9 protein-coding genes and 1 pseudogene are annotated in these 24252 nt (G+C 40.3%); 1 reads left to right on the forward strand and 9 read right to left on the reverse strand.

Annotation, left to right across the window (positions count from 1 at the left end):
* Window positions 1–9: 9 nt before the first annotated feature.
* The 4 genes from AXK38_09695 to AXK38_09710 form a co-directional block, all read right to left on the reverse strand.
* Window positions 10–13698 (reverse strand): hypothetical protein, encoded by a 13689-nt coding sequence (locus AXK38_09695; GenBank protein ID AMH89504.1) that lies wholly within the window; start codon window positions 13696–13698, stop codon window positions 10–12.
* A 404-nt stretch (window positions 13699–14102) separates the two neighbouring features.
* On the reverse strand, window positions 14103–14504 hold the full coding sequence (locus AXK38_09700; GenBank protein ID AMH89505.1) for a flagellar assembly protein: 402 nt from the start codon (window positions 14502–14504) through the stop codon (window positions 14103–14105).
* A gap of 37 nt (window positions 14505–14541) precedes the next feature.
* Window positions 14542–15429, reverse strand: a complete 888-nt coding sequence (locus AXK38_09705) for a damage-inducible protein CinA (protein AMH89506.1) — start codon at window positions 15427–15429, stop codon at window positions 14542–14544.
* 1248 nt (window positions 15430–16677) lie between these two features.
* Window positions 16678–17562 carry a protease gene (locus AXK38_09710; protein AMH89684.1) on the reverse strand — a complete coding sequence of 295 codons (885 nt, stop codon included), beginning with the start codon at window positions 17560–17562 and terminating at the stop codon, window positions 16678–16680.
* 292 nt (window positions 17563–17854) lie between these two features.
* On the opposite strand from AXK38_09710, the gene AXK38_09715 reads away from it, so the two are divergent.
* Entirely contained in the window at window positions 17855–18712 is an 858-nt protein-coding gene (locus tag AXK38_09715; GenBank protein AMH89507.1) for a 5'-nucleotidase, read from the forward strand.
* A gap of 474 nt (window positions 18713–19186) precedes the next feature.
* Here the strand turns inward: AXK38_09715 and AXK38_09720 are convergent, their stop codons facing one another.
* From AXK38_09720 to AXK38_09740, 5 genes and pseudogenes are all read right to left on the reverse strand, one after another.
* Window positions 19187–20443, reverse strand: coding sequence for a transposase (locus AXK38_09720; GenBank protein AMH89685.1), 1257 nt, complete (start codon window positions 20441–20443; stop codon window positions 19187–19189).
* Between the two features lie 323 nt (window positions 20444–20766).
* Window positions 20767–22272: pseudogene (locus tag AXK38_09725) on the reverse strand (zinc-binding protein).
* Window positions 22273–22281: 9 nt separating this feature from the next.
* Complete coding sequence (locus tag AXK38_09730; protein ID AMH89508.1) at window positions 22282–23088, reverse strand: zinc ABC transporter permease; 807 nt, start codon at window positions 23086–23088, stop codon at window positions 22282–22284.
* Window positions 23081–23785, reverse strand: coding sequence for a zinc ABC transporter ATP-binding protein (locus AXK38_09735; protein ID AMH89509.1), 705 nt, complete (start codon window positions 23783–23785; stop codon window positions 23081–23083). Before AXK38_09735 ends, AXK38_09730 begins: the two co-directional genes overlap by 8 nt.
* Window positions 23785–24225 (reverse strand): MarR family transcriptional regulator, encoded by a 441-nt coding sequence (locus AXK38_09740; GenBank protein ID AMH89510.1) that lies wholly within the window; start codon window positions 24223–24225, stop codon window positions 23785–23787. Before AXK38_09740 ends, AXK38_09735 begins: the two co-directional genes overlap by 1 nt.
* Between the last annotated feature and the right edge of the window lie 27 nt (window positions 24226–24252).

Here is a 24252-nt window from a genome sequence, read left to right on the forward strand (position 1 = left end):
ATCTACCAATTAAGCTTCTTCGTCATCTTTACGACGACGACCTGCAAGACCAAGACCAAGTAATGCACTTGCGGCTGCTGCTACCATAGCTACAGTAGAATCTGCTGTACCTGTATTTGGCAATTCTTTAGCTGCTTTACGCGCATTTGCTTGTGCTGATGCTGCTTGAGTAGTAGCTGTATCTACAGCTGGTGTTTGAGCAGCTTGGTCGTTAGCTGGAGTTGCATGATCAGTTGATGAAGCAACTTTCGCCATAAAGCCTTCGATACGTTTAACCATTGCATCCACTTCTGCTTGACTTGCGTCTGCATTGGCAAATACTTTCTTAGCATCTGCTAATAATGCATTCGCTTCTTTTGCAGTTTCTGCATCAAGCTTAGCTGATTCTTTAACGATTAATTCATCTAATTGACGAATAGCACCTTCTAACTTCGCTTTATCCACTTTTGCATCAGTGTTAGTTGCTCCGTTATTGCCAGAAGTTCCGTTACCGTTACCACTGTTATTGCCGCCACCATTTGATGGTACATATGGACGTTGTTTGAAGATATCTTTAGCTACGATTGTGTAAACTTTACCATCTTTAGTAATTACAGTTGCATTTCCTGCTTTGTCGAAGATAACTTCTACTACATCAGCATTTGCTCCTTTAATCTTAGCTTTTGCAGCTTCTTTTTCTGCATCCGTTAAGTTATTGAAGTCTGCTACTGTTTCTTTTTCGAAGTCAACATTGATGTTTTCACCATTGTTCTTAGCTGCAACATCTTTAGCATCTTTAACTAATTGAGCTGCTGGAATTGTTGCTGTCTTACCTTCTGGGGTTGTAACTGTTGCGTTTCCTTTATCGTCTACTACTACAGTTGATCCTGGGTTGACTGCTTTAATTGATTCTTTAACTTTTTCAATTTCATCAGCTGTTAATTTAGCTTTATCTCCAACTAACACTCTAGTTGCTGGTGTGTTCACACCATTTTGTTGAGTTGGATCAGTTAATTTATCTTCTGGAATTACTAAGTCAAGTTCTGGGATTACTAATACTGTTCCATCACCTTTAGTAACGATTACATCACCTTTATCATTTACTACTACAGTTGATCCTGGGTTTACATCCTCTACTGCTTTCTTAACTTTTGCTTTTTCTTCATCTGTTAACTTAGCTGGATCTTTTACTACTGTCTTAGTTGCTGGTGTGTTTGCTCCATTTCCTGCATTTGCTTTACCTGCGTCTGCTGCTGACTTAGTTACATCTGCTGCTGGAATGGTTGCTGTTTTACCTTCTGGAGTTGTAACTGTTACGTTTCCTTTATCGTCTACTACAACTTTAGATCCTGGATTTACAGCTTTAACTTTGTCTTCGATTGCTTTCTTCTCAGCGTCTGTTAAGTTAGCTGGATCTTTAACTTCTACCTTAGCTGCTGGTGTGTTTACTGCATTTCCTGCATTTGCTTTACCTGCATCTGCTGCTGACTTAGTTACATCTGCTGCTGGAATGGTTGCTGTCTTACCTTCTGAGGTTGTGACTGTTGTGTTTCCTTTATCGTCTACTACAACTTTAGATCCTGGGTTTACATCCTCTACTGCTTTCTTAACTTTAGCTTTTTCTTCATCTGTTAATTTGGCTGGATCTTTAACTTCTACCTTAGCTGCTGGTGTGTTTACTGCATTTCCTGCATTTGCTTTACCTGCGTCTGCTGGTGATTTAGTTAAGTCTGTTGTTGGAATTACTACTACATCACCTTCTGAGGTTGTGACTGTTGCGTTTCCTTTATCGTCTACTACAACTTTAGATCCTGGGTTTACTGCCTCAATTGCTTCCTTAACTTTAGCTTTTTCTTCATCTGTTAATTTGGCTGGATCTTTAACTTCTACCTTAGCTGCTGGTGTGTTTACTGTATTTCCTGCATTTGCTTTAGCTGCGTCTGCTGGTGACTTAGTCAAGTCTGTTGCTGGAATTACGGCTGTCTTACCTTCTGGAGTTGTAACTGTCGCATTTCCTTTATCATCTACAACTACTGTTGCACCTGGGTTTACAGCTTTAACTTTATCTTCGATCGCTTTCTTCTCTTCTGGAGTTAAGTTAGCTGGATCTTTAACTGCTGTCTTATCTGCTGGTTTAACGATGTCGTTACCTGCATTTGGTTTAGTTGCAGTTTCTGGATCTTTCGTCAAGTCTGCTGCTGGAATTACGGCTGTCTTACCTTCTGGGGTTGTGACTGTCGCATTTCCTTTATCATCTACAACTACTGTTGCACCTGGGTTTACAGCTTTAACTTTATCTTCGATCGCTTTCTTCTCTTCTGGAGTTAAGTTAGCTGGATCTTTAACTGCTGTCTTATCTGCTGGTTTAACGATGTCGTTACCTGCATTTGGTTTAGTTGCAGTTTCTGGATCTTTCGTCAAGTCTGCTGCTGGAATTACGGCTGTCTTACCTTCTGGGGTTGTGACTGTCGTATTTCCTTTATCATCTACAACTACTGTTGCACCTGGGTTTACAGCTTTAACTTTATCTTCGATCGCTTTCTTCTCTTCTGGAGTTAAGTTAGCTGGATCTTTAACTGCTGTCTTATCTGCTGGTTTAACGATGTCGTTGCCTGCATTTGGTTTAGTTGCAGCTTCTGGATCTTTCGTCAAGTCTGCTGCTGGAATTACGGCTGTCTTACCTTCTGGGGTTGTAACTGTCGCATTTCCTTTATCATCTACAACTACTGTTGCACCTGGGTTTACAGCTTTAACTTTATCTTCGATCGCTTTCTTCTCTTCTGGAGTTAAGTTAGCTGGATTTTTAACTGCTGTCTTATCTGCTGGTTTAACGATGTCGTTGCCTGCATTTGGTTTAGTTGCAGCTTCTGAATCTTTTGTCAAATCTGTTGCTGGAATTACGGCTGTCTTACCTTCTGGGGTTGTAACTGTCGCATTTCCTTTATCATCTACAACTACTGTTGCACCTGGGTTTACAGCTTTAACTTTATCTTCGATTGCTTTCTTCTCTTCTGGAGTTAAGTTAGCTGGATCTTTAACTGCTGTCTTATCTGCTGGTTTAACGATGTCGTTACCTGCATTTGGTTTCTTAGTATCTTCAACAGTACGTACTAATTCTTCTACAGGAATAACTTGTGTTTGACCATCTGGAGTTGAAACTTTAGCATTTCCTTTGTCATCAACTACGACAATTGAGTTTGGATTTACAGCTTCAACTGCTGCTTTAATTTTCTCCTTCTCAGCATCTGTCAACTTAGCTGGATCATTTACAACTACTTTATCCGCTGGTTTAACGATATCGTTTCCTGCTTTTGGATCATTTGCTGTAGCTGCAGTTTTCACTACTTGCTCAGGAGTGATGATTTCTTTGTGCCCATCTGGAGTTGTAACAGTAACATTTCCATCTGCGTCTTGAGTAATTTCTTTAGCATCTGGATTTACTTTCTTAACAGCTTCTAAGACCTTAGCTTTTTCATCATCTGTTAAAGCACTTGGATTATTTACAAGAACTTTATCAGCCGGAATATTCACTTCACCTACAGCTTTAATAGCCGCTTTATCTGACTCTTCAATTCCATCAACAGCTTCTGATGTTTTAGCTGCATCTACAGATTTCTTAGCTTGATCTGCGATTGCATCTACTTGAGCTTTAAGATCTTCTTTAGCTTTAGGAGTTAAGTCTGTACGTGCATCAATTGCTTCTTTCTTAGCTTTTGCTTCATCTTCAATTGCTTTACGTGCATTTGGCTTATCTTCTACAACAGGTACAGATTTTTCGATTTCACCTTCAGCTTCTTCTTGAAGTTGCTTAACTTCTGCATCTGTTCCAGCTTTATCGATTTCTTTCTTAGCTCCTTCTGCTAGAGCTTTAGCTGCATCTGCTGCAACTTTCTTCTCGTCATCTGTAGCATCTGGAGTGTTAGCAATGTCTTCCAATTGTTTTGCTAATTTATCTTCGATGGCTTTCTTAGCTGCTGGTTTAGCTTTGGCTTCTGGATCTACAGCTTTAACATCTGCTACACCTTTATCTTTAGCACCATCTACTGCTGTTTGAGCTTCTGCTGCTTTCTCTGGTGTTTCTGCGTTGCTTGGTTGAGCATCGATTGCATCTGTTGCTTCCTTAGCTTTCGCTTGAGCTTCTTCTTTGGCTTTAGCTTTCTCTTCATCTGTGAGGTCGTTACGGCCAGCGATTTCTGCTTCTTTCTTAGCTAATTCATCCGCTACTGCTTTCTTAGCTGCTTCTTTAGCTACTGGGTTAACTTTGGCGATTTCACCAGTACCAGCTTCCTTAGCTTTATCTACTTCCGCATTGCTTGGTGCTGCATCAATTGCTTCTTTAGCCTTATCTGCTGCATCTTTAGCTGCATCTTTAGCTGCTTTCTTCTCGTCATCTGTCAAGTCTGTACGAGCGTCAATTGCTGCTTCCTTAGCTTTAAGAGCGTCATCGATTGCTTTCTTAGCTGCTGGTTTAACTTTGGCTTCTGGATTGATTGCTTCAACTGCTCCAGTACCAGCTTCTTTAGCTTTATCTACTTCTGCATTGCTTGGTGCTGCATCAATTGCTTCTTTAGCCTTATCTGCTGCATCTTTAGCTGCATCTTTAGCTGCTTTCTTCTCGTCATCTGTCAAGTCTGTACGAGCGTCAATTGCTGCTTCCTTAGCTTTAAGAGCGTCATCGATTGATTGCTTAGCTTCTGGTTTCTTAGCCGCTGCTGGATTTACTGCTGTAACGTCTGCTACACCTTTATCTTTAGCACCATCTACTGCTGTTTGAGCTTCTGCTGCTTTCTCTGGTGTTTCTGCGTTGCTTGGTTGAGCATCGATTGCATCTGTTGCTTCCTTAGCTTTCGCTTGAGCTTCTTCTTTGGCTTTAGCTTTCTCTTCATCTGTGAGGTCGTTACGGCCAGCGATTTCTGCTTCTTTCTTAGCTAATTCATCCGCTACTGCTTTCTTAGCTGCTTCTTTAGCTACTGGGTTAACTTTGGCGATTTCACCAGTACCAGCTTCTTTAGCTTTATCTACTTCTGCATTGCTTGGTGCTGCATCAATTGCTTCTTTAGCCTTATCTGCTGCATCTTTAGCTGCATCTTTAGCTACTTTCTTCTCGTCATCTGTCAAGTCTGTACGAGCGTCAATTGCTGCTTCCTTAGCTTTAAGAGCGTCATCGATTGCTTTCTTAGCTTCTGGTTTAGCTTTGGCTTCTGGATTGATTGCTTCAACTGCTCCAGTACCAGCTTCTTTAGCTTTATCTACTTCCGCATCACTTGGTGCTGCATCAATTGCTTCTTTAGCTTTATCCGCTGCATCTTTAGCTGCATCTTTAGCTGCTTTCTTCTCGTCATCTGTCAAGTCTGTACGAGCGTCAATTGCTGCTTCCTTAGCTTTAAGAGCGTCATCGATTGCTTGCTTAGCTTCTGGTTTAGCTTTGGCTTCTGGATTGATTGCTTCAACTGCGCCAGTACCAGCTTCTTTAGCTTTATCTACTTCTGCATTGCTTGGTGCTGCATCAATTGCTTCTTTAGCTTTATCTGCTGCATCTTTAGCTGCATCTTTAGCTGCTTTCTTCTCGTCATCTGTCAAGTCTGTACGAGCGTCAATTGCTGCTTCCTTAGCTTTAAGAGCGTCATCGATTGCTTTCTTAGCTTCTGGTTTAACTTTGGCTTCTGGATTGATTGCTTCAACTGCTCCAGTACCAGCTTCTTTAGCTTTATCTACTTCCGCATCACTTGGTGCTGCATCAATTGCTTCTTTAGCTTTATCTGCTGCATCTTTAGCTGCATCTTTAGTTGCTTTCTTCTCGTCATCTGTCAAGTCTGTACGAGCGTCAATTGCTGCTTCCTTAGCTTTAAGAGCGTCATCGATTGCTTGCTTAGCTTCTGGTTTAGCTTTGGCTTCTGGATTTACTGCTGTAACGTCTGCTACACCTTTATCTTTAGCACCATCTACTGCTGTTTGAGCTTCTGCTGCTTTCTCTGGTGTTTCTGCGTTGCTTGGTTGAGCATCGATTGCATCTGTTGCTTCCTTAGCTTTCGCTTGAGCTTCTTCTTTGGCTTTAGCTTTCTCTTCATCTGTGAGGTCGTTACGGCCAGCGATTTCTGCTTCTTTCTTAGCTAATTCATCCGCAACTGCTTTCTTAGCTGCTTCTTTAGCTACTGGGTTAACTTTGGCGATTTCACCAGTTCCTGCTTCTTTAGCTTTATCCAATGCTGCATCGTCTGTTGCTGCATCAATTGCTTCTTTAGCCTTATCTGCTGCATCTTTAGCTGCATCTTTAGCTGCTTTCTTCTCGTCATCTGTCAAGTCTGTACGAGCGTCAATTGCTGCTTCCTTAGCTTTAAGAGCGTCATCGATTGCTTTCTTAGCTTCTGGTTTAACTTTGGCTTCTGGATTGATTGCTTCAACTGCTCCAGTACCAGCTTCTTTAGCTTTATCTACTTCTGCATTGCTTGGTGCTGCATCAATTGCTTCTTTAGCTTTATCTGCTGCATCTTTAGCTGCATCTTTAGCTGCTTTCTTCTCGTCATCTGTCAAGTCTGTACGAGCGTCAATTGCTGCTTCCTTAGCTTTAAGAGCGTCATCGATTGCTTTCTTAGCTTCTGGTTTAACTTTGGCTTCTGGATTGATTGCTTCAACTGCGCCAGTACCAGCTTCCTTAGCTTTATCTACTTCCGCATCACTTGGTGCTGCATCAATTGCTTCTTTAGCCTTATCTGCTGCATCTTTAGCTGCATCTTTAGCTGCTTTCTTCTCGTCATCTGTCAAGTCTGTACGAGCGTCAATTGCTGCTTCCTTAGCTTTAAGAGCGTCATCGATTGCTTTCTTAGCTTCTGGTTTAGCTTTGGCTTCTGGATTGATTGCTTCAACTGCTCCAGTACCAGCTTCCTTAGCTTTATCTACTTCCGCATCACTTGGTGCTGCATCAATTGCTTCTTTAGCTTTATCTGCTGCATCTTTAGCTGCATCTTTAGCTGCTTTCTTCTCGTCATCTGTCAAGTCTGTACGAGCGTCAATTGCTGCTTCCTTAGCTTTAAGAGCGTCATCGATTGCTTTCTTAGCTTCTGGTTTCTTAGCCGCTGCTGGATTTACTGCTGTAACATCTGCTACACCTTTATCTTTAGCACCATCTACTGCTGTTTGAGCTTCTGCTGCTTTCTCTGGTGTTTCTGCGTTGCTTGGTTGAGCATCGATTGCATCTGTTGCTTCCTTAGCTTTCGCTTGAGCTTCTTCTTTGGCTTTAGCTTTCTCTTCATCTGTGAGGTCGTTACGGCCAGCGATTTCTGCTTCTTTAGCTTTCAATTCATCCGCAACTGCTTTCTTAGCTGCTTCTTTAGCTACTGGGTTAACTTTGGCGATTTCACCAGTACCAGCTTCTTTAGCTTTATCTACTTCTGCATTGCTTGGTGCTGCATCAATTGCTTCTTTAGCCTTATCTGCTGCATCTTTAGCTGCATCTTTAGCTGCTTTCTTCTCGTCATCTGTCAAGTCTGTACGAGCGTCAATTGCTGCTTCCTTAGCTTTAAGAGCGTCATCGATTGCTTTCTTAGCTTCTGGTTTAACTTTGGCTTCTGGATTGATTGCTTCAACTGCGCCAGTACCAGCTTCCTTAGCTTTATCTACTTCTGCATTGCTTGGTGCTGCATCAATTGCTTCTTTAGCCTTATCTGCTGCATCTTTAGCTGCATCTTTAGCTGCTTTCTTCTCGTCATCTGTCAAGTCTGTACGAGCGTCAATTGCTGCTTCCTTAGCTTTAAGAGCGTCATCGATTGCTTTCTTAGCTTCTGGTTTAGCTTTGGCTTCTGGATTGATTGCTTCAACTGCGCCAGTACCAGCTTCCTTAGCTTTATCTACTTCCGCATTGCTTGGTGCTGCATCAATTGCTTCTTTAGCTTTATCTGCTGCATCTTTAGCTGCATCTTTAGCTACTTTCTTCTCGTCATCTGTCAAGTCTGTACGAGCGTCAATTGCTGCTTCCTTAGCTTTAAGAGCGTCATCGATTGCTTTCTTAGCTTCTGGTTTAACTTTGGCTTCTGGATTGATTGCTTCAACTGCGCCAGTACCAGCTTCCTTAGCTTTATCTACTTCCGCATCACTTGGTGCTGCATCAATTGCTTCTTTAGCTTTATCCGCTGCTTCTTTAGCTGCATCTTTAGCTGCTTTCTTCTCGTCATCTGTCAAGTCTGTACGAGCGTCAATTGCTGCTTCCTTAGCTTTAAGAGCGTCATCGATTGCTTTCTTAGCTTCTGGTTTCTTAGCCGCTGCTGGATTTACTGCTGTAACGTCTGCTACACCTTTATCTTTAGCACCATCTACTGCTGTTTGAGCTTCTGCTGCTTTCTCTGGTGTTGCTGCTACATCTGGTTGTTTTGCAATCTCTGCTAATTGTGCATCTGCAAGTTTCTTAGCTTCTGCTTTAGCTGCATCTTTCTCTTCATTTGTGAGATCGTCACGGCCAGCGATTTCTGCTTCTTTAGCTTTCAATGCATCAGCAATTGCTTTCTTAGCTTCTGCTTTCGCTACTGGAGTTACTGCTTCAACTGCTCCAGTACCAGCTTCTTTAGCTTTATCTACTTCTGCATTGCTTGGTGCTGCATCAATTGCTTCTTTAGCTTTATCCGCTGCATCTTTAGCTGCATCTTTAGCTGCTTTCTTCTCGTCATCTGTCAAGTCTGTACGAGCGTCAATTGCTGCTTCCTTAGCTTTAAGAGCGTCATCGATTGCTTTCTTAGCTTCTGGTTTAGCTTTGGCTTCTGGATTGATTGCTTCAACTGCGCCAGTACCAGCTTCTTTAGCTTTATCTACTTCTGCATTGCTTGGTGCTACATCAATTGCTTCTTTAGCCTTATCTGCTGCATCTTTAGCTGCATCTTTAGCTGCTTTCTTCTCGTCATCTGTCAAGTCTGTACGAGCGTCAATTGCTGCTTCCTTAGCTTTAAGAGCGTCATCGATTGCTTTCTTAGCTTCTGGTTTAGCTTTGGCTTCTGGATTGATTGCTTCAACTGCTCCAGTACCAGCTTCCTTAGCTTTATCTACTTCTGCATCACTTGGTGCTGCATCAATTGCTTCTTTAGCCTTATCCGCTGCATCTTTAGCTGCATCTTTAGCTGCTTTCTTCTCGTCATCTGTCAAGTCTGTACGAGCGTCAATTGCTGCTTCCTTAGCTTTAAGAGCGTCATCGATTGCTTTCTTAGCTTCTGGTTTCTTAGCCGCTGCTGGATTTACTGCTGTAACATCTGCTACACCTTTATCTTTAGCACCATCTACTGCTGTTTGAGCTGTTGCTGCTGCTTCTGGTGTTGCTGCTACATCTGGTTGTTTTGCAATCTCTGCTAATTGGGCATCTGCCAATTTCTTAGCTTCTGCTTTAGCTGCATCTTTCTCTTCATTTGTGAGATCGTCACGGCCAGCGATTTCTGCTTCTTTAGCTTTCAATGCATCAGCAATTGCTTTCTTAGCTTCTGCTTTCGCTACTGGAGTTACTGCTTCAACTGCTCCAGTACCAGCTTCTTTAGCTTTATCTACTTCTGCATTGCTTGGTGCTGCATCAATTGCTTCTTTAGCTTTATCCGCTACATCTTTAGCTGCATCTTTAGCTGCTTTCTTCTCGTCATCTGTCAAGTCTGTACGAGCGTCAATTGCTGCTTCCTTAGCTTTAAGAGCATCATCGATTGCTTTCTTAGCTTCTGGTTTAACTTTGGCTTCTGGATTGATTGCTTCAACTGCGCCAGTACCAGCTTCCTTAGCTTTATCTACTTCCGCATCACTTGGTGCTGCATCAATTGCTTCTTTAGCTTTATCTGCTGCATCTTTAGCTGCATCTTTAGCTGCTTTCTTCTCGTCATCTGTCAAGTCTGTACGAGCGTCAATTGCTGCTTCCTTAGCTTTAAGAGCGTCATCGATTGCTTTCTTAGCTTCTGGTTTCTTAGCCGCTGTTGGATTTACTGCTGTAACGTCTGCTACACCTTTATCTTTAGCTTTATCTACTGCTGTTTGAGCTGTTGCTGCTGCTTCTGGTGTTGCTGCTACATCTGGTTGTTTTGCAATCTCTGCTAATTGGGCATCTGCCAATTTCTTAGCTTCTGCTTTAGCTGCATCTTTCTCTTCATTTGTGAGATCGTCACGGCCAGCGATTTCTGCTTCTTTAGCTTTCAATGCATCAGCAATTGCTTTCTTAGCTTCTGCTTTAGCTACTGGAGTTACAGCTTCAACTGCTCCAGTACCAGCATTTTTCGCTGTGTCTACTGCTGCGTCTGTTGTTGCTGCATCAATTGCTGCTTTAGCCTTATCTGCTTCTGCTTTCGCTAGGTCTTTCGCTGCTTTCTTCTCGTCATCTGTCAAGTCTGTACGAGCGTCAATTGCATCTTCCTTAGCTTTAAGTGCTGCATCTACTGCTTTCTTCGCTTCTGGTTTCTTAGCCGCTGCTGGATTTACTGCTGTAACGTCTGCTACACCTTTATCTTTTGCACCATCTACTGCTGTTTGAGCTGTTGCTGCTGCTTCTGGTGTTGCTGCTACATCTGGTTGTTTAGCAATTTCTGCTAATTGGGCATCTGCAAGTTTCTTAGCTTCTGCTTTAGCTGCATCTTTCTCTTCATTTGTGAGATCGTCACGGCCAGCGATTTCTGCTTCTTTAGCTTTCAATGCATCGTCAATTGCTTTCTTAGCTGCTTCTTTCGCTACTGGGTTTACTTTCGCAATTTCTCCAGTACCTGCAGTTTTAGCTGCATCTACTGCTGCTTTTGTTGTAACTTCAGGTTTTGCAATTTCAGCAAGAGCTTTTTCTTTATCAGCATTTACTTTTGCGATTGCTGCTGTTTTTTCAGCATCAGTAGCATTTGGAGTGTTATTGATGGCAGCAATTTGGGCTTCTGCTGCTTTTTCTACTGCATCGATAGCAGGTTGTTTATCAAGAGTTACAAAGTCTGACAATGGTTTTTTATCTGTAGATCCATCTGTATATGTTACTACAAGATTTCCAGCGTTATCTTTTTCTACTGATTTAATCTTAGTCTTAGCATCTGCAGCATCTACAGTCTTACCTTTTTTGTCAGCTAAGTTAGCATCATCATTGTTATTAGAGTACTCAATTTGTAGTTTTTCTTTGATTTTATCTAATTCTGCTTCTGTAACGTTAGCTGGGTCTGCTACAGCAACTTTTTCAGTTGGAGCTGCAATGTCATATTTAGATGTTTGATTTTTAACTACGAATCGAGCATACCCTGGTTTTTCTTTCGCGTTTTTATCTACATCTAGCGCTCTATAATCAGTGTTTGAAAGTTTACCATCGTTGTCTTTAGAAACGATAAAACTTGTCCACGCTTTTCCAGCTGTAAGGTTTGTAGTGCCAGTCATCTTGATAGTAGCTGTTCTTTTATCTTCAGATACTGAACCTTCTCCTGTAACCACACCATCTTCAACTTTACCTGTTGTCAATTTGAATCCATTCGCGTTATTCCATGTAACATCTCCAGGTCCACGTAGATAAAGATCTTTAACTTCATTTTCATCTGAACCTTTGAATGTTAAATCAGTGTTTTCACCTGAATAAACATAGATTTCTTTGTTGGTTTGATTTGAGTATGGAAGTTCTACTGTTGGAGCTACGTTTACAAAATCTGCTAATGCTTTTGTATCTTTAGAACCATCTTTATAGGTTACTACAACATTATTTCCTTCTCTAGTAATGCTTTCAATACGATCAGTTTGGTTTTCAACGTCTTTTCCTTGTTTATCAAGAAGATTTTTATCTGGGTTTGTAGTAGAGTATTGAATCTTAATACTGTCTTTAATCTGGTTAAACTCGTCTTCTGTGATATTATTAGCATTTGCTACAGTAACTTTTGTCTCTGGATCTTTAATATCATATTTTGCTGTTTGAGCTTTTAAGACAATTCTGAATGAACCTGGATCATTTGCATATGAAGATCCAGTCGCAGTGTTGTTAATATATGCTCCATCTGTATCTGTTGCAGTTGCATAACGAGTTACAACTGGAAGTTCAGCACTTTCTGTTGTAGGAAGTGTTATTTTCTTAACTGGTGATCCACCTTCTGTATCTTTTGTGATTTTACCTCTAATATGAACAACTGCAGGATTATCTGCTGTTGCTTGTGTTTCTGTAGAGATTTTCTCGACTACTGTGTCATATTCGTTATCCAATATATTTGGATTTGATGCATCTTTAGCTGGTGATACCTTATTTCCACCACGTACAATTTCTGCAGATGCTATTTTTCCTGAGTCATCTGTAAATTTAATAGGAATATCGAAATCTTCATTTGCATATACAAATACGTCTTTTCTGCCTTCTACTGAGTATGGAATCTGTACTGTTGGTGCCGCATTTACACGTGCAACACTTGAAACAGCTATAGAATCAGTTGAACCATCTTTATAGGTTACAGTCAAATTACTGCCAGATTGTGCCACACTTGAAACTACAGTTTTAGCATCATCAAGTAAAGTTCCTTTTTTACTTGCTAACTGTGCATCGTCATTTGTTTTTGAATATTCAACCTTAAGGGCGTTTTTAATATTATTTAAATCTGTCTCTGTTAATTGAGCAAGATCCGCGACCAAAACTTTATTTGCAGTCTCCAACGCAACCGGATCGTATTTAAATGTTTGTGGTTTTGCGATAACGTTAAATGAACCTGGGTCAGTAGCATTCGATGAACCTACTGCTCTATTTTCAATAAAATTCCCTGCTTCATCAGTCGCTGTTACATAACGCCAACCCAAAGTCAGCCCTTCAGTTCTGATTTTTTCCAACTGTACTGCGCTCAGTTCACCACCTGGGACTCCTCTATAATGAATAACCGCAGGAGAAGCATCTGATGCAGGTGTCTTAGTAGTGATTTCATTAATAGTGTATCCGTATTGAACATCTCGTTTATCAGTTTCACCAGCTACTGAGTTAAAGTTTCGATTTCCACCTTGTTTAACTGTTGCACTAGTAATAAACCCTGAGTTATCCTTAATTTTAATGTCGAAACCTTCAGCTTCCCCACTATAAACATAGACATTTTTACCATTTGCAAATGGAATTTCTACAGTTGGCTTTTCTGTATCAGTCTCCGCACGGAAAGCATTATTTTTATCTAATTCTTTACCATTACGTGGGTCGTTGGATCCTGTATTTTCGATTGAGTTAGAGTCTGATTTTTTCTCAGTGTTTTCTGCTTTTTTACCTACAGTTTCTTTTCCGTTAGTAGTGTCTACTGCTGGAGTTTCTTTTTTCTCTACAGGTTTGTTTCTTAATCCAGCGTTAGCTGTAGTGACAAGTTTGCTGTAAGCTTTTTTTAGTTCAGCTTGAGTAGTTGCATTCGCTAATGTAGCTTTTGCAGCTTCTAAGTCAGCTTTTAATACTGCAACACTTTCTTCTGTTTTGTTATCGTAAGAACCGTTAGAAAGTTTTGTTTCAATTTCTGAAATTAAATTTGTCAACTCTGACTTGTCCAAAGTTGGAGTTGTTGCTTCTACTGGTTTAGCAGTAGCCTCTTCCGAAGTTGGTTTGTCTTCAGTGGCTTTCGCTGGAGCTTCTACAGATGGTGTATCTTGTTTGCTTAGCTCATTAGCTGATACAGCTCCATTACCTAAGAACATGAAAAGAGCAGCGACTGCTACACTAGCCGCTCCAAAGCTATATTTACGAATCGAATAACGCGTGACCTTTTCACGGTGCAAACGTTCAACACGACTCATAGAGTTTTTGTGTTCCATTTTTTTCTCCTTTTGGAATTAGTTGATTTAGCTTCTACATAACAAAATTTATTACTTTAAAAGAATAAGCAACATCTCTTATGCATGCAGAAACCTACACTCATATTCTACCCTATTTTCAATATATATGCAAACTTTTTAACTTCAAAATTTCGCAAAAAAAAAAAGCGTTTTGGGAAAGTAGGGAATTTTCAGAAAGTTTAATTTGTATTTTTTTTACGTTTGAATATATATTTAATCGCTATATTATACTGATGTATTTTAGTGCGATTTATACTTGATTGTAGAAGATATTGCATATATATAATTATAATTCGAGTAAGTTTAAAAAACGAAAACAGACATTAACTATTGGCCAAAAATAAAACATGCTACCTACTTCGATAACATGTCCCCATTCTCATTTATAGCAAGGCCTCAAACTCTGCGACAGTCATGCCCAATTGCTCACTCGCAACCTCAGGTGTTAGAATACCTTGGCTGACTAGATTTACTAACATAGTGAAACTACCTTCAACTTTCCCACGCTCTAATCCTTTTTCAATACCTTGTTCAATACCTTCGGCCCTAGCTGTTTCCAAGGCGTAGTCCTGTGCTAACAAGGCTTGTTCTTCGCGCATACGTAGTTGACTAAACATCTTCCTGTCCTCCTCGGACCAGCTCTTATAGTCTAGCAGTTGGTCTGCCTGACTGATGGCTCGCTCGGGTTCTTGGGTAAAGGGTTTATTCCCGAAAAACTCCAACCACGGCTTGCGAACCTTATCTTTGCTGGTTTCTCTGTATTTTTTTAGTTCCAAGAATGCCATTTTGACTAGATGATTTTCTTGTCCATTAGTGCTGATCTTACAACAAGGCCTCAAACTCTGCGATAGTCATGCCCAATTGCTCACTCGCAACATCAGGTGTTAGAAGACCTTGACGTACTAGATTTAGTAGCATAGACAAACTTCCTTCAACTTTCCCACGCTCTAATCCTTTTTCTTCGGCTCGTTCCAAGGCATAGTCCTGTGCTAACAAGGCTTGTTCTTCGCGCATACGTAGTTGACTAAACATCTTCCTGTCCTCCTCGGACCAGCTTTTATAGTCCAGCAGTTGGTCTGCCTGGCTGATGGCTCGCTCGGGTTGTTGAGTAAAAGGTTTGTTACCAAAAAACTCCAACCATGGCTTGCGAATCTTGTCTTTGCTGGTTTCTCTGTATTTTTTTAGTTCCAAGAATGCCATCTTGACTAGATGATTTTCCTGCCCATTATTTGTGATAGTTAAGACCTCACCTGTCGTGTCCTCGCGCATGCTAAAACTATGAAAAGCCAAGTCATCTGAGAAATAATTACTATCCACAATTGCGATAGCGTAAACAGGTGCGATGTGTTTGTAACTCTGGTGTGTATCACCTTCTCGCTGACGAATTTTTTCTAGGTTTTGATTGACCTGACTGCACAAGTAAGCCCACAGGCGATTGATGAAAAAATTCTGATGATGTACCTGAATTTCAATAATAACCTGTGTCCCATTGTCCAACTCCGCTAAGACGTCTATACTGGTATAGAAATCCTGGGCCGAGTAAGGCATTGAAGGTAAGACATGAATATTGCTTCCCTCCAAAATGGTCACATTTTTGGTTGGTAAGTCCAGCATATCGCGGATAAATTGACAAGTGATTTCTGGATTGCTAAAAATCTTCTTAGCAACCAAGTCATTGGTCGGGCTGATGCCCGGATGTCTGAGAATCATTCTTCCTCTCCTTTCATTATAGCACATTTTTAAATCTAAGCTCATTAGATTCACCGCCACTATCTATTTATTCGGAAAAGAATTCAATTGTTAAGATGTTTTATCTCCGTTTCAACTGAAATATGGACTTTAGCAAGCAGTTGTCCATCCACAATCAGATTTAGATAGAAATTCAAGGTTCTATTCAGTAGCAAAGTACAGAGTTAGTATGATTTAGATCTTTTTGGTTCCCTCAGCTTGAAACTGACGGACTAATACTCAATGAAAATCAAAGAGACAACTAGGAAACTAGCCACAGGCTGTACTTGAGTAGAGTAAGGCGACTCTGACGTGGTTTGAAGAGATTTTCGAAGAGTATAAGCTCATCCTGATGAATAACACCATATCCACCTATAGCCAGTTAAGCTCAAATCTTCGTTTCTAAAGAAGTACTAGTAGATTGAACTATACCATCTTATTAACAGCTTTATCCACAACTGTGGATAAAGCTGTTAATAACTAAAAATCCTTTCCTACATCCTCAAAAGTTTTTATTACAATATGAAATGTCTAAACTTTTCTGACTAACTACTGTTCTCTACCAAGCTCCCTCTCCTCCTAGTTAATAAGTAACATTCAAATTCTCTCCGCGTCAACAAGTGATACTCAATGAAAATCAAAGAGCAAACTAGGAAACTAGCTACAGGCTATACTTGAGTAGAGTAAGGCGACGCTGATGTGGTTTGAAGAGATTTTCGAAAAGTATGAAACAGTATTGTTTACAAAGATTATCGTACTTCACCCTTGATATTTACTACATAGACTATCATTTCAAAAAGAAAAATCCATAAACTCCAAATAGCAATAATTAATCATATCTATCCCCAGCTTGTCCACAATCTGTGGATAACTTCTGTGAATTACCTAATTTTTCGGAACTGCTTCACTCTCAGTTGTCTATTATCTCTAAGGTTAATGAGATTTTCCCACTCTTATAAACCTGTGGAAAAGTCTGAAAATAACTCCATTGTCAAAAAATAATACAAAGCTTACAAAAGAACCAAAAAACACCCCTCTGAATGTTCATTCCAGAGAGATGTTCCTTTTGTCTTATACTCAATGAAAATCAAAGAGCAAACTAAGAAGCTAGCCGCAGACTGCTCAAAACACTGTTTTGAGGTTGTAGATAAGACTGACAAAGTCAGTCACATATATACTGCAAGGCGAAGCTGACGCGGTTTGAAGAGATTTTCGAAGAGTATTAGTCTATTATTTCTTCTCAGCACGGAGGGCTGACAAGATTTGTGTACGGATATCATCCACACCATTTGGCGTATTTGGTAAAAAGATAGTTTGATTTCCTTTAGAAGCAAATGTATTCAAGGTATCCAAATATTGGTTGGTCAAGAGGATGGACATGATTTGCTCTTCTGTCATGCCAACATTAGCTTCCTTGAGTTCTGTGATAGACTCTGCCAATCCATCCACAATCGCCTTACGTTGTTGGGCAATCCCCACACCATGAAGGCGGTCTTTTTCTGCTTCGGCTTCAGCTGCAGTGACAATTTTAATCTTGTCGGCTTCTGCCAATTCTTGCGCTGCGACCCGCTTGCGTTGCGCCGCATTGATTTCATTCATGGATTGCTTAACTTCTGCATCTGGTTCGACCTTGGTAATCAAGGTTTTCACAATAATGTAGCCGTAAGTTGTCATTTCTTCCGCCACTTGGTGCTGGACTTCAAGGGCAATCTCGTCTTTTTTCTCAAACAATTCATCCAAAGTTAATTTTGGAACAGAAGAACGAAGGGCATCTTCGATATAAGATTTAATCTGAGATTCTGGACGCATGAGTTTATAGTAAGCATCTGTCACGCTCTGTTCATTGACACGGTACTGAGTCGCCACATTCATCATAACGAACACATTGTCCTTGGTCTTAGTCTCAACTACAATATCGCTTTGCAACAAGCGCAACTGAATCCGCGCTGCAATCGAGTCAATCCCAAAAGGCAAGCGAATATGAATGCCGCTATTGGCAACCTTTTGGTATTTCCCAAAGCGTTCAATAATCGCCACCGACTGCTGACGAACCACATAAACTGTACTCAATGTGACTATCACCAATAGGAGCACACAAACCATCACAAAAATCATCAAAAATGTTGCCATTATCGTGACCTCCATTATTATTTTTTCCTGTATTATAGCACATTTAAAGAAGGCTGTGCAGTTTTTGCTGCGATTTTTCCTGAAATGTCAATAATTAGAGGTGAATTGTCACATTGTCGTCTAATACCTAACTAAAACAACTCTTTATAAAATGTAATCGTTTCTTTTTCATTACATTAACTTCTATAGAATCTACATCAATAGTCAGGGAATAACTTGCCTTAACTTTTCCCTCGTGCTATACTAGTGATTGAAATTAATAAATAGGAGATATTTCATGAAAACAGCAAAAACTACTGTTACAATCCTTTCTGCACTTGCTTCTGTCGTCTTATTGGCTAGTTGTGCAACAAAGTCCACAGAAACACAGACAAGCAATAATAGCTCATCTGATAATCAAATTACAATGACATATGACCAACTACGGTCAAGAGAAAATACTATGTCAACTCTTTGGTATCAAAAATCAGCTGAAACTAAAGCTTTATACATACAGGGTTATAACGTTGCAACAAAGCACCTAAAGGAATTACTCAAAACAGAATCAGACAAACCTTACTCTATCGTTTTAGACTTGGATGAAACTGTCCTAGATAATAGCCCTTATCAAGTACAAAATGTCAAAGATGGTACAGCATTCACACCCGAAAATTGGGATGTTTGGGTTCAAAAAGCTTCAGCAAAAGCTGTCCCAGGTGCCAAGGATTTTCTTCAGTTTGCTGATCAAAACGGTGTCCAAATCTACTATATTTCTGACCGCTCAGCTAATCAAGTAGATGCTACCATTAAAAATCTTGAAAGTGAAGGAATTCCTATTCAAGGACGTGATCATCTCATGTTCTTAGAAAGTGGTGTAAAATCCAAAGAAGGTCGTCGCCAAAAAGTTCAAGAAAACACAAATCTTATCTTATTGTTTGGTGATAACCTCGTAGACTTTGCAGATTTTTCTAAGACTTCTGAATCTGACCGTGATAAACAACTTGAAGAATTGCAAAAAGAATTCGGTGAAAAATTCATCATCTTCCCAAATCCAATGTACGGATCATGGGAATCAGCTGTATACGCTGGTAATAAACTAGATGCTAAAGGTCAAGTAGAAGAACGCCAAAAAGCCTTGCAAGGTTTTGATAAATAAAACAAATAAGCTGATTCTACATAAAATTAAGCTAACTTACAATCTTCAAAAAGTGGATAGGAAGGAATTCTGATAATCAGAAAACTTTCCTATCCACTTTTATGATTGATATAACATCAAGATTTTATACATCTGATACTATACGTTTTCTAACTTTAAAGACTTTTTACCTATCCCCGATATTTCAAGAATTAATCAATGTTGATAATCTAAATTTGTTGTGATCTACTATTTTTGTCATCGATTATCGATTACGTTCCTTACGGTTCGTGAGAGGAGGTGAAACTAATGAATCTTGCCCCAGAGCTCGTTCTTACTATTGTAGCGGACGTCATAGCAGGAATTATCTTATATTTCGTCTGCAAATGGCTAGATGGTAAGAAGTAGACCGAATGACTAACCTACCAACACCCATTAAATCGTTAAGATACGTCAAAAAAGGCTCTTTGTCAACTGTAGTGGGTTGAAGAAAAGCTAAGCTCGAGAAAGGACAAATTTCGTCCTTTCTTTTTTGATATTCAGAGCGATAAAAATCCGTTTTTTGAAGTTTTCAAAGTTCCGAAAACCAAAGGCATTGCGTTTGATAAGTTTGATGAGATTATTGGTTGCTTCTAATTTGGCATTAGAATAGGGTAACTGAAGGGCATTGACGATTTTCTCTTTGTCCTTTAGAAAGGTTTTAAAGACAGTCTTAAAAAGAGGATGAACTTTCTTTAGATTTTCCTCAATGAGTCCGAAAAATTTCTCCGGTTCCTTATTCTGAAAGTGAAAAAGCAAGAGTTGATAGAGATGATAGTGGTGTTTCAAGTCTTCTGAATAGCTCAAAAGCTTGTCAATAATCTCTTTATTGGTTAAGTGCATGCGAAAAGTAGGGCGATAAAATCGCTTATCACTCAGTTTACGGCTATCCTGTTGAATGAGTTTCCAGTAGCGCTTGATAGCCTTATATTCATGAGATTTTCGCTCAAATTGCTTCATGATTTGGACACGAACACGACTCATAGCACGGCTAAGATGTTGTACAATGTGGAAGCGATCTAGAACGATTTTGGCATACGGAAAAAGATGTTTAGCCAAGTCATAGTAAGGACTAAACATATCCATAGTAATGATTTTCACCTGACAACGAACAGAGCGATTGTAGCGCAGAAAATGATTTCTTATGATAGTTTGTGTTCTACCCTCAAGAACAGTGATAATATTGAGCTTATCAAAATCTTGAGCAATGAAACTCATCTTTCCCTTAGTGAAGGCATATTCGTCCCAGGACATAATCTCAGGGAGGTAAGAAAAATCAGACTTAAAACAGAAGTCATTGAGCTTGCGAATAACAGTTGAAGTTGAAATAGACAGCTGACGGGCAATATCGGTCATAGAAGTCTTCTCAATTAGCTTCTGGGCAATCTTTTGGTTGATGATACGAGGGATTTGGTGATTCTTCTTGACGAGAGAAGTCTCAGCTACCATCATTTTCGAGCAATGATAGCACTTGAATCGACGTTTTCTAAGGAGAATTCTAGTAGGCATACCAGTCGTTTCAAGGTAAGGAACCTTAGACGGTTTTTGGAAGTCATATTTCTTCATTTGACTTCCACACTCAGGACAAGATGGAGCGTCGTAGTCCAGTTTAGCGATGATTTCCTTGTGGGTATTCCTATTAATGACATCCATAATTTGGATATTTGGGTCTTTAATGTCTAGTAATTTTGTGATAAAATGTAATTGTTCCATAGGATTCTTTCTAATGATGGTTTGGTTGCTTTTCATTATAGATCTTATGGGACTTTTTTTCTACAACAAAATAGGCTCCATAATATCCATAGGGGATTTACCCACTACAAATATTATAGAGCCTCAAAAAATCCCTTAACTACTGCAATAGTTAAGGGATTTGGTGTTCTAATGAACCTTACCCATTAAATTTATTCTAACACACAAGCGCTAAGATTTCAAGAGTTTTATTTATTGTTTAAAGTTCTGAAAGGTCTATAATGAGAAGTTAGACATCTAGTATCCAAAAACCGACCAGCTCTTATGAACTAGTCGGTTTCTCATCAATGTGCCAACATTTCTTGGGCGATTTCTTGGCCAGATAGGTTATCTGGATAATAGGTTGGCCAGTTGTCCATTTCTTCAAAGAGGGCTTCTTGGCTTGTGCCTCCAAAGAAGATATGGAAATGTTCTGCCTTGACTGGAGCGATATTGTGGTCACTAAATTGAACATACTTAAACTGTCCAGCATTAGCATCTGTGGCTTCAAAAAGGAAGCGCACGCCTCGATTGCCTTTCTTATAAGTCAAGATTTTCTTGCCAACATACTTGTAGGTGAATTTCTTACTTTGGCCACCTTGAACAAATTCCATAGTGTTATCAGTGATATTGATCTTAGTGACATCTGTCTGATAACCTTTTGTATAGTAGGCCTTATACTCAGCTTGGGTCATCTTACCAGTCAACTTAGCCTTGTAGTCAAAGACTTGATCAAACGTACCATCTTAGAGGAAAGGATAAACTGATTGCCAGTTACCTACATAGTCACTCAAGGTGCGGTCCTTGACATCGGCATCCTCAAAGTAACCATTTTGAACTGTCTTGGTATCCTCTGCCTTTTCAGGTTCGATAGCTGGACCTTCTTGGTCTGTTGTTTGTTTCAAAGCCTTGAGATTTTTCTTCATGATAGAGATGTAATTTTCTCCAGCCTTGGTATCCTCTTCTGTCAGACTTTCTAAAGGATTCAGGACATCAGTTTTGACACCTGCCTCTTTTGAAAGTGTATTAGCAAGAGCTTGTGAGGCATTTTCTTCAAAGTAAATGTAGGCAATTTTATTTTTCTTGACATACTCTGTCAATTCTGCCAGACGTGCAGCTGATGGCTCTGCATCTGGAGAGAGGCCTGAGATTGCGACTTGTTTGAGTCCATAGTCCAAGGCAAGGTAGTTAAAGGCTGCGTGTTGAGTCACAAAGCTCTTTTGTTTGGCTTGAGACAAGCCTTCTGCATAAGCCTTATCCAAGGCTTGCAATTTTTCGATATAGGCAGCAGCATTCTTCTCAAAGGTCTCTTTTTTATCAGGATAATCTGCTGACAAGCTATCACGGATGTACTCTACAAGTTTGATGGCACGGACTGGTGACAACCAAACATGGGGGTCAAACTCATGGTGATGGCCTTCTTCTCCATGGTCATGGTCGCCCTCTTCTTCCTCACCACCTGGCAAGAGCAACATATCACCAGTAGCCTTGATGGTTTTCACCTTTTTCTTATCCAAAGTATCTAGCAATTTAAGGACCCATGTTTCCATGTTTTCATTTTCATAAACGAAGGTATCTGCGTCTTGGATTTTGGCAACTGCCTTGGCAGAAGGTTCATATTCATGGGGTTCTGTACCAGCACCGATGAGGAGTTCTACATTAGCAGTATCTCCTGCGACTTGCTTGGTAAATTCATAGACAGGGTAAAAGGTTGTTACGATATTTAGTTTGCCATCTGCCTGATTTTGATTGGAACAAGACACTAAAAACAAGGCACATAGACTGGCTAGCAATAAGCTAATTTTTTTCACGTTCGTCTCCTATTTGATAAAACGTCTTACTAAACTGATGAGTAAAAAGACAGTTACAAAAATAATGGTAATACTTGCACTTGCAGGTGTTTCTGCATAGTAGGAAATGTAGAGTCCTGCTACCATTCCCAAAAATCCAATAGTACTGGCTAGCAGCATAACCGATTTAAAGTTTTTCCCCAGACGTAGGGCAATACTAGCTGGCAAGACCATAATGGTCGATACCAGAAGAGCTCCTGCTGCAGGAATCATAAGGGCAATAGCCACCCCTGTCACCATGTTAAAAAGAATAGACATGGTACGAACGGGCAAGCCATCCACAAAGGCCGTATCCTCATCAAAGGTCAAGATATACATAGGACGAAGGAAGAGGAAGGTCAAAATCAAAACAACCGCCGCAATGACAAAGAGGGAAATGACCTGCTCTTCACTGATAGTCACAATCGAACCAAAAAGATACTGGTCCAAACTCATAGAACTCGAGCTTTTACCCTTGCTCATGACAATCAGAGAAACAGCCAGACCTGTTGACATGAGGATAGCTGTCCCGATTTCCATAAAGCTCTTGTAAACCGTACGGAGATACTCCAAAAAGACCGCCGCAATCAAGACAATGGCAATAGTGGAAATAGTCGGAGAAATCCCCAAAACCAGCCCAAAGGCTACACCCGAAAGCGAGACGTGGCTGAGGGTATCACTCATCAAACTCTGACGACGTAAGATAAGGAAGGTTCCCAATACCGGCGAGAAAAGACTCATGGCAATAACAGCCAGAAAGGCGCGTTGCATAAAGTCATAAGATAATAAACTAAGCATGGCCCACCTCCTGGTCATTCTCATGAACATTGAAACAACGCCATGGCGAGTCTTGGTTACGGACTAGATGAATATTGCGGTCCGCATAATCTTTAACTTCTTCAGGATCATGAGTAATCATCAAAACAGCCTTGCCATGATGATGGGCGCTATGGTGCATGAGTTCGTAAAATTCATTTTTACTTCCTGCATCCATCCCCGTTGTCGGCTCATCTAGGATAAACACATCAGGGTCAGAAGCAAACATACGTGCAATCACCGCTCGCTGCTTTTGTCCTCCAGAAAGAGAACCCAAGCGTTTGTCTCTGTGTTCCCACATGCCCACTGAGTCTAGACTGGCCTTGATATGCTCCTCATCATGAGCATTCAAACGACGGAACCAGCCTTTTCGTGGGTATCGTCCCGACTTGACAAATTCATAAACCGTACTTGGAAAACCTGCATTAAAACTGGCAATCTGTTGGGGAAGATAGGCTATTCTCAATTTCTTGCCTTGCGTATTTGTCTTTGAAATGGTCACCTTACCAATGCGTGGTTGGAGGATACCAAGACTGGCCTTTATGAGCGTCGTCTTAGCCGCGCCATTTTCCCCTGTCAAAGTCACAAATTCCCCACTATCAACACTATAATTGATATGCTCAAGAACAGGCTCCTTATCATAATAGAAGGACAAATCCTCTACCGTAATATATCTCATTATTTGATTTCTCCTACTAAAGCAGTCAAAAACCGCTGAATCACTTTTTGCTCATTTGGAGTAAACTGAGTCGCCACTTGTTCATAGGTTAAAAGTGTATGCTCATGGTGATAATGATGCTCCTCAGCAATTGGACGAGCCAAATCAGTCAACTGATAAAAAATCACACGCGCATCCTTAGGATCTTTAGATGTTTCCAACATTCCTTCCTTGACCAAAGACTTAATGGCCTTGGTAACTGCCGCCTGACTGACATTGAGACGACGAGCCAATTCCGAATTTGTTAAAGATTCCTCTGACAAAAGCATGAGGATATGCTCCTGGGTATTAGTCAGAGCTACCTCGCTAGTACAATGACCTATTAGGATTTCATGCTGATTTTCTGCCTGCAAAATCACCTCATTCAAAAAAGCATCGATAGCCTTCGCTAGCTGTCTCATATCTGACTCCTTTCCTTCTAGATTTCT

The organism is Streptococcus mitis (genome assembly GCA_001560895.1).
Taxonomy (GTDB): domain Bacteria; phylum Bacillota; class Bacilli; order Lactobacillales; family Streptococcaceae; genus Streptococcus; species Streptococcus mitis_Q.

What these genes read in the sequence shown, in the direction of transcription:
- AXK38_09730 (AMH89508.1), bottom strand. Translation starts at nt 23,088, where the DNA reads ATGCTTAGTTTATTATCTTATGACTTTATGCAACGCGCCTTTCTGGCT.
- AXK38_09705 (AMH89506.1), bottom strand. Translation starts at nt 15,429, where the DNA reads ATGATTCTCAGACATCCGGGCATCAGCCCGACCAATGACTTGGTTGCT.
- AXK38_09715 (AMH89507.1), top strand. Translation starts at nt 17,855, where the DNA reads ATGAAAACAGCAAAAACTACTGTTACAATCCTTTCTGCACTTGCTTCT.
- AXK38_09735 (AMH89509.1), bottom strand. Translation starts at nt 23,785, where the DNA reads ATGAGATATATTACGGTAGAGGATTTGTCCTTCTATTATGATAAGGAG.
- AXK38_09695 (AMH89504.1), bottom strand. Translation starts at nt 13,698, where the DNA reads ATGGAACACAAAAACTCTATGAGTCGTGTTGAACGTTTGCACCGTGAA.
- AXK38_09710 (AMH89684.1), bottom strand. Translation starts at nt 17,562, where the DNA reads ATGATTTTTGTGATGGTTTGTGTGCTCCTATTGGTGATAGTCACATTG.
- AXK38_09720 (AMH89685.1), bottom strand. Translation starts at nt 20,443, where the DNA reads ATGGAACAATTACATTTTATCACAAAATTACTAGACATTAAAGACCCA.
- AXK38_09700 (AMH89505.1), bottom strand. Translation starts at nt 14,504, where the DNA reads ATGGCATTCTTGGAACTAAAAAAATACAGAGAAACCAGCAAAGATAAG.
- AXK38_09740 (AMH89510.1), bottom strand. Translation starts at nt 24,225, where the DNA reads ATGAGACAGCTAGCGAAGGCTATCGATGCTTTTTTGAATGAGGTGATT.